General features: G+C 35.4%; 7 protein-coding genes. 2 read left to right on the plus strand and 5 right to left on the minus strand.

The window, feature by feature from the left end:
• Positions 1-130 precede the first annotated feature (130 nt).
• Both BEN26_RS11155 and BEN26_RS11160 read left to right on the plus strand, forming a co-directional pair.
• Complete coding sequence (locus BEN26_RS11155) at positions 131-586, plus strand: OsmC family protein (protein ID WP_069798021.1); 456 nt, start codon at positions 131-133, stop codon at positions 584-586.
• A gap of 133 nt (positions 587-719) precedes the next feature.
• Entirely contained in the window at positions 720-1088 is a 369-nt protein-coding gene (locus BEN26_RS11160; protein ID WP_069798023.1) for a hypothetical protein, read from the plus strand.
• Here the strand turns inward: BEN26_RS11160 and BEN26_RS11165 are convergent.
• The 5 genes from BEN26_RS11165 to BEN26_RS11185 all read right to left on the minus strand — a co-directional run bounded on the left by BEN26_RS11165 (position 1071) and on the right by BEN26_RS11185 (position 6670).
• Complete coding sequence (locus tag BEN26_RS11165) at positions 1071-1802, minus strand: DnaD domain protein (RefSeq protein ID WP_069798025.1); 732 nt, start codon at positions 1800-1802, stop codon at positions 1071-1073. The two genes, BEN26_RS11160 and BEN26_RS11165, sit on opposite strands and share 18 nt — an antisense overlap.
• Before the next feature lie 250 nt (positions 1803-2052).
• Positions 2053-3342, minus strand: a complete 1290-nt coding sequence (gene asnS / locus BEN26_RS11170; RefSeq protein ID WP_069798027.1) for an asparagine--tRNA ligase — start codon at positions 3340-3342, stop codon at positions 2053-2055.
• 34 nt (positions 3343-3376) lie between these two features.
• The gene (locus BEN26_RS11175; protein ID WP_069798029.1) at positions 3377-4552 is read right to left on the minus strand and encodes a pyridoxal phosphate-dependent aminotransferase; all 1176 of its coding nucleotides are present in this window, start codon (positions 4550-4552) and stop codon (positions 3377-3379) included.
• Between the two features lie 29 nt (positions 4553-4581).
• Positions 4582-5784 (minus strand): acetate/propionate family kinase, encoded by a 1203-nt coding sequence (locus BEN26_RS11180; RefSeq protein WP_069798031.1) that lies wholly within the window; start codon positions 5782-5784, stop codon positions 4582-4584.
• 16 nt (positions 5785-5800) lie between these two features.
• Positions 5801-6670, minus strand: coding sequence for a 3-hydroxyacyl-CoA dehydrogenase family protein (locus BEN26_RS11185; RefSeq protein ID WP_069798033.1), 870 nt, complete (start codon positions 6668-6670; stop codon positions 5801-5803).
• Positions 6671-7013: the final 343 nt, after the last annotated feature.

Genomic DNA, 7013 nt, shown 5'->3' on the forward strand with positions numbered 1-7013 from the left:
ATTCAATAAATCTTCAATTTTTTTTTGAACTTATCATGACATTTGTTTATTTAAATTTTAAGTTCATATACTAAATTTGCTAAAATAGTTATTGTGATCAATTTCACATTTATTTGGGAGGTATAGATGAATGGCAAAGACCGAGTTTCAATCAACTGTTTCTTTGAAAGAAGGTTTATTTGTAGAAGCAATTTCTAGAGGGTTTGCTGTCCACATGGACGAACCAGAACAGCTTGGTGGTACCGACAAAGCAATGAATCCAGTGGAACTATTATTATCAGCATTAGGAGGATGTTTGGCTATTACTGTTGGCGCATTTAGTAAAGCTGCGCATGTAGACGTTAAGGAATGCAAGGTACATGTGACTGGTGATCTTGATCCTGAAGGTTTCTTGGGTTTTAACAAAGAAGTACGTAAAGGATTTAGTCAAATTCGTTATCAAATTGAAATCGTCTCTGATTCTCCTGAAGAACGAATTAAGAAGTTGATGCAAATGGTTGAAGAAAGATGCCCAGTATCTGATACATTAAAAGGTGTAGAAGTTAAAGGGGATTATGTTCTTCAAAACCAAGTTGCAAATAAGTGATCTTATTATCAAGAGAGCCTTTTAACGGCTCTCTTTCATTTAAATGAGAAAAAATATGTGTGCACTTGTGAATATAGGACATCTTGTGATATAACCTTTTTATGCAATGAAATGATATGAAAGGAAGAAGATGATGGAAACCATTTTTACACCAGAATATCTTTTTATTCAATCCAATACCCTCTATATTTCAAGTGAAAAACTTTCAAATTTTATTCAAAAACAAGGAGAAGCGCATCCAAAGATGATTAGTTTGGATGCTCCTATTTTGTGGGAACGATTAGACAATCAAAAAAAAACAGAAGTTTTACTGCACATCGATTGGAATGCTTTCTCCGATTTAATTACAATCCAATTCTCGGAAAAAGATCTAAATTTGTTACAGGAGAATCGAGAAATTGAATCATTAGGTATTTTAGTTCATTTTGATCCAGATGATGGAAATGCAGAACAGGTCATATTCATCATGGGCATTCAAGAAGGATTAAGAGTCATTCTCTAACCAGTTATAAAATTCAAATTTTTCGTTTCCATTCTTTTTTGTATGCCTTATAGTACTCTGATCTTGGTTGACCCTAAACTGTTTCGTATGTTCTTTTATCTGTTCTACGGTCTTTAAATTCTTCTTCTGCCATTCGAATAAGATTTTGTCAATATACCGGAAATTTAACTTATTTGAGAAAACAGCCTCTTTCAATGCGTATAGAATTATTTCGTTAGAATAATGATCCTGGTCTAACCAAGCTGAGATCAATTCAACTTCCATAGGTGATAACGGTCTGCCAAACTCCTGTTCAAAAACCTTAAAGAGATTATTTTCTTTTAATTCTTTTTCTGATTTCTTTTTCTCGATCCTGTCCATTTGCATTTCTCTTTCAAAGTGGTCAATGATTTTTAAATAGAATGGTGTTAGGTTATACGTCTCATAGAGAATTCCAGATGTCTCATCTTTCATTTCATCAATTTGAAGATATCCTTGTTTTACAAGCCGTTGCAAGATTCGAACTAATTCTTCCGTTTTCAAAGCCATTCTTTGTTCCAATTCTGAAATACTGGGAAATAGCTTCCCCTTACTTTGAAAGTATAGAATATGTATAATTAACATCATTTCTTGATCTGATAAACCTATCTTTTTATAATTTGATAGTAATTGGTTAAAAATAGGAGTTGTCCCTTCTTGTAAAATAGATAAAAATAATTCATGTTTTAATATCACAGTAAACACCTCAAAGCTAGTATACACCAAAAAAGAGCACCAAAGGTGCTCTTTTTTCAAATGTAAAGAAAGTATAACTTTCTTCCACTTGTCATTTAGGGGTTTGTATATTCCATAAGCTGCGACCTTCAGAAGTGCCCTTCTCTCCTTAATCTTTATTTATAGAAGGGCACGGATGACGGAGCGCGATGGAATATACAAACCTTTTCTTAAATGTAAAGAAAGTATCACGTTCTTATCTATTTTCATATTATGGATATAAACGGTTGAGCAAACGCGGGAAGGGAATGGTTTCTCTTACATGATCTAAACCGCAAATCCATGCAACTGTGCGCTCTAATCCTAATCCAAATCCTGAATGAGGTACTGAACCATATTTTCTAATATCTAAATACCACTTATAAGAATCGATCGATAGATGATGATCTTTAAATCGTTGTTCAAGCAAATTTGGATCATCAATTCTTTGGCTACCGCCAATAATTTCTCCATAGCCTTCTGGGGCAATAAGATCTGCACATAAAACAACTTCAGGGCGATTAGGATCTGGTTTCATATAGAATGCTTTTAATTCAGTAGGGTAATGAGTAATAAAAACAGGCTTCTCATATTTTTCAGCAATTGCAGTTTCATGAGGTGCGCCAAAATCATCTCCCCATTGAATTTCATGGCCTTCTTCTTGTAAAAATTTAATGGCATCATCATACGTAATCCGTGGAAAAGGAGCCATAACTTTTTCTAGCTTAGAAATATCCCTATCAAGTGTTTGTAATTCTATCTTGCAATTTTTTAATACGGATTGAACAACATGTGAAACGAATTCCTCTTGAATTTTAAGATTTTCTTCATGATCAATAAAGGCCATCTCAGGTTCAATCATCCAAAATTCTATTAAATGCTTTCTAGTCTTAGATTTTTCTGCACGAAAGGTTGGGCCAAAAGAATAGACTCTGCCTAAGGCCATCGCTGTTGCTTCCATGTATAATTGACCACTTTGTGAAAGATAAGCATCTTCATCAAAATATTTCGTGTGAAATAAATTAGTCGTTCCTTCAGCAGAAGTCGGAGTTAAAATAGGTGGATCAACCAATGTAAAACCATTTTGATCCAAATACTCTTGAATAGCACGAATAATTTCGCCTCGAATCTTTAAAATAGCTCTTTGTCTAGGCGTTCTAATCCATAAATGACGATGATCCATTAAAAAATCAGTACCATGCTCTTTTTTAGTGATTGGATATTCTTCAGCAATTTGAATGATTTCAATCCCAGTTACGAAGATTTCATAACCAATGTTAGATCGATCATCCTTACGAACAGTTCCTGTTACATACAATGAGCTTTCTTGGGTTAATTGAGTAGCAGACTCCCAAACTTCTTCATAAACTTCGTTTTTCACAACAACACCTTGAATAAAGCCTGTTCCGTCACGAAGTTGTAAAAATTGAATTTTTCCGCTTGAGCGTTTGTTATACAGCCATACACCAAGTTTTACTTCTTGTTCAACATATTGAGCGATATCCTTTATCGTGGCTAACAATGACTTTCCCCTCCAATAGATATGGACTGAATGTTTAAGACATCACAAATTCTTTGATACGTTTCACTGCTTCCGTTAGTTGCTCTAATGAAGTTGCATACGATAAACGAATGAAATTAGGAGCACCAAACCCTGAACCTGGAACAACGGCTACCTTTGCTTCCTCTAATAAAGCATTTGCCCAGTCATCAGCATTTGCGAATTTTTTCTCCTGGATACTTTTTGTTACATCAACAAAAATGTAAAATGCCCCTAGTGGCTTGATTGGTTTTATACTTGGTATTTCCTCTAATAATTCCAGTACCTTATTTCTTCTTTTTTCAAATACATTTCTCATTTCAACTAATTCAGATTGAGGCCCTACCAGTGCTTCTAATGCACCATATTGTGCAAAAGTAACAGGATTTGACGTACTATGACTGGCCAAATTAGTCATTGCTTTGATGATTGTTGCGTCCCCTGCAGCATATCCAATTCGCCAACCCGTCATTGCATAAGGTTTAGATACCCCATTGATAACTAGCGTACGTTTGAATGCATCTTCACTTAAACTAGCAATACTGACGTGTTCAATTCCATCATAGATTAATTTTTCATAAATTTCATCAGAAACGATGAGGATATCATGTCTTTTACAAATCTCAGCAATTGCAATGAGTTCATCGCGAGAATAGATGGTACCTGTTGGATTACTTGGTGAGTTGATAATCAGGGCTTTTGTTTTCGAAGTAATCGCCGATTCCAACTGTTCTGGTGTAATCTTATATTGATTTTCCTCTTTTCCTTCAAGGTAAACTGGAATAGCTTCCGCTAACTTAACCTGTTCAGGATAACTAACCCAATATGGTGCTGGAATGATTACTTCATCTCCAGGGTCACAGACCACCTGAAAGAAATTATAAAGAGCATGTTTTGCCCCTAAAGCTACCATGATTTGGTTTGAATGATAATGTAGACCATTATCCTTTGCAAACTTCTCTATAATGGCCTCTTTTAACTCTGGAATTCCTGAAGCAGCTGTATATTTGGTTTGACCATTTTTCATTGCTTGAATAGCTGCATCAATGATGTGGTCTGGTGTATTGAAATCTGGTTCTCCTGCACCAAGTCCCACGACATCCATTCCCTTACTTCGTAATTCTTTTGCCTTTGCGTTAATAGCTAAAGTTGATGAAGGTGTTAAACCCATGACCCGATTAGCTAATTGCATCGATACATCCTCCCCATAGTAAAATATTTTTATTTACTTGATTTTACTATTCTTAGGGTGTCCCTTGCAATCATAAGTTCTTCATTTGTAGGTACAACAAGTACTTCAACCTTGGACTCTGGTGTGCTGATTCTTCTGATCTGCTTAGAACGAGTATTATTTATTTCATCATCAATTTTAACACCCAAATAACTTAAATGGTCAGTAATTGCCTTTCGAAGCAAATTTGAGTTCTCTCCTACACCAGCAGTAAAGATCAATACATCAATTCCATCCATAGCTGCAGCATAGGCACCAATATACTTTCTAATACGATATTCGTACATATCAAAAGCTAACTTTGCATATTCATTTTTTTCCATGTTTTCTTCAATATCTCTCATATCACTCCCAATTCCTGATACCCCAATAAGTCCACTATGTTTATTCAACATAGAATTTACTTCATTTAAAGTTAAATCTTCTTTATCCATTACAAATGGAATAATTGCAGGGTCGATGTCCCCACTTCTTGTCCCCATCATCAATCCTTCTAAAGGAGTCATTCCCATACTCGTGTCTATAGATTGACCTTTATTTACTGCTGTAACACTAGCACCATTTCCAATATGGCAGGAAACGATTTTTAGTTGTTCCAATGGTTTATTTAAAAATTCTGCTGCCTTCATACTTACATATTTATGGGAGGTTCCATGAAAACCGTATCTTCTAATTTTATGCTTTTTATAAAGAATTCGAGGTAATGCATACATAAAGGCATTTTGAGGCATGGTTTGATGAAAAGCAGTATCAAACACTGCAACATTGGGTACATTGGGCAAAACAGTTTCAACTGCCTCTATTCCCACAAGGTTTGCAGGATTATGTAATGGAGCTAAATCAAAAGTTCCTTTGATCGCCGCTTTTACTTGTCCATCTACTTTTACAGAATCGGAAAAAACTTCTCCTCCATGAACAACCCGATGACCGACTGCTTCAATCTCCGTAACATTTTTGATCACGCCATGTTTTGGGTCAACTAAGAAATCAAACACTTTTTCAATTGCCGTAGTATGATCAAGAATTTCAGTTACCAACTTTACTTCTTCTTTATCTGTAGGTTCATGCGTTAATATCGCATCCTCCATTCCAATTCTTTCTACTTTGCCTGAAGCAATAACGGATTCGTCTTGCATGTCAAATAATTGGTATTTTAATGAGGAACTACCACAATTTAGTACAAAAATTTTCATCTGAAAAACCTCTCCTTTACTTTACACGTTCTCCATTTTCATATTTAAAAAAGCCTTGTCCAGTTTTTTCACCAAGATGTCCTGCACGTACTAATTTTTTTAGGAAAGAAGAAGGGCGATACTTCACTTCTCCATACTCTTTGTACATTGCTTCCATCACACGCAATACAGCATCAAGTCCCATTCGATCGGCCATCTCTAATGGTCCATAAGGAAAATCAAAACCTAACTTCATCGCGGTGTCTACATCATCTTCTGAAGCAACACCTTCCATTACGATATTTATCGCTTCAGTAATCAATGGCATCATTAAACGAACAGTTACATAGCCAGGAGCTTCAAAGACTTGAATACCTGTTTTATTCATTTGTTCTACAAAAGTTTTAGAGATAGCAAAGGTTTCATCTGAAGTTTTCAATCCACGAACAATTTGGACTAATTCTCTTTTAACGACAGGGTATGTAAAGTTAAGACCAATGAACTTCTCAGGTCTGCTTGTTACACTTGCCAACTCAGTTACACTTAGTGTCGATGTATTCGTAGCAAAAATGGCATTAGGATTACAGATTTGATCTATCTCTTTAAAAATTGCTTTTTTAAGTTCTAAAATTTCATCTACTGATTCGATTACTAATTCAACATCTTTAAGTAATTCTTTCTTAACAGAGTAAGTTATCTTGGATAAAATCACTTTCTTTTCACTTTCTGTGATTCCCCATTTTTCGATTGCTTTATTTAGGGAATGATTTAAATTTTCTTTGGCCTTTTCTAAAAGGGTCTCTTCCTTATCAATTAAAATAACATCGATTCCGTGTTCAGCTAGCATTTGAGCTATACCTAATCCCATTACGCCAGCACCGATAACACCCACTTTACGAATTGTCATGCAAAAATACCTCCCTTTAATTGTAAACATAACACAAATAATATATTAACATAATCCAGTAAAAATGTGTTATAGTTATTTCTAATTTAATTATATAACACAAGATCGGGTAGGAGGCTGGCCATTATTTGACCAGCCGACCTCCCACAGCACCGTACGTACCGTTCGGTATACGGCGCTTCCAAAGTTTACACGTCACTTCGCAGAATAACACTCGCTAAAACTTAGATATCCAGCTCGCTTAAATCGCTCGTTAGATAGGGCTTTTGTCAAGATAGGGCTATGAGCAGTACGCCAATAGCCTTTTCTTGTATTCGCCCACATCCACGCTTGCTCCTCACTC

Origin of the sequence: Tepidibacillus sp. HK-1 (genome assembly GCF_001748485.2) — a bacterium.
Lineage (GTDB): Bacteria > Bacillota > Bacilli > Tepidibacillales > Tepidibacillaceae > Tepidibacillus_B > Tepidibacillus_B infernus.

Excerpts from the sequence above, each read along its gene's own strand:
- BEN26_RS11180 (WP_069798031.1), bottom strand. The coding sequence starts at position 5,784 with ATGAAAATTTTTGTACTAAATTGTGGTAGTTCCTCATTAAAATACCAA.
- BEN26_RS11160 (WP_069798023.1), top strand. The coding sequence starts at position 720 with ATGGAAACCATTTTTACACCAGAATATCTTTTTATTCAATCCAATACC.
- BEN26_RS11155 (WP_069798021.1), top strand. The coding sequence starts at position 131 with ATGGCAAAGACCGAGTTTCAATCAACTGTTTCTTTGAAAGAAGGTTTA.
- BEN26_RS11175 (WP_069798029.1), bottom strand. The coding sequence starts at position 4,552 with ATGCAATTAGCTAATCGGGTCATGGGTTTAACACCTTCATCAACTTTA.
- BEN26_RS11185 (WP_069798033.1), bottom strand. The coding sequence starts at position 6,670 with ATGACAATTCGTAAAGTGGGTGTTATCGGTGCTGGCGTAATGGGATTA.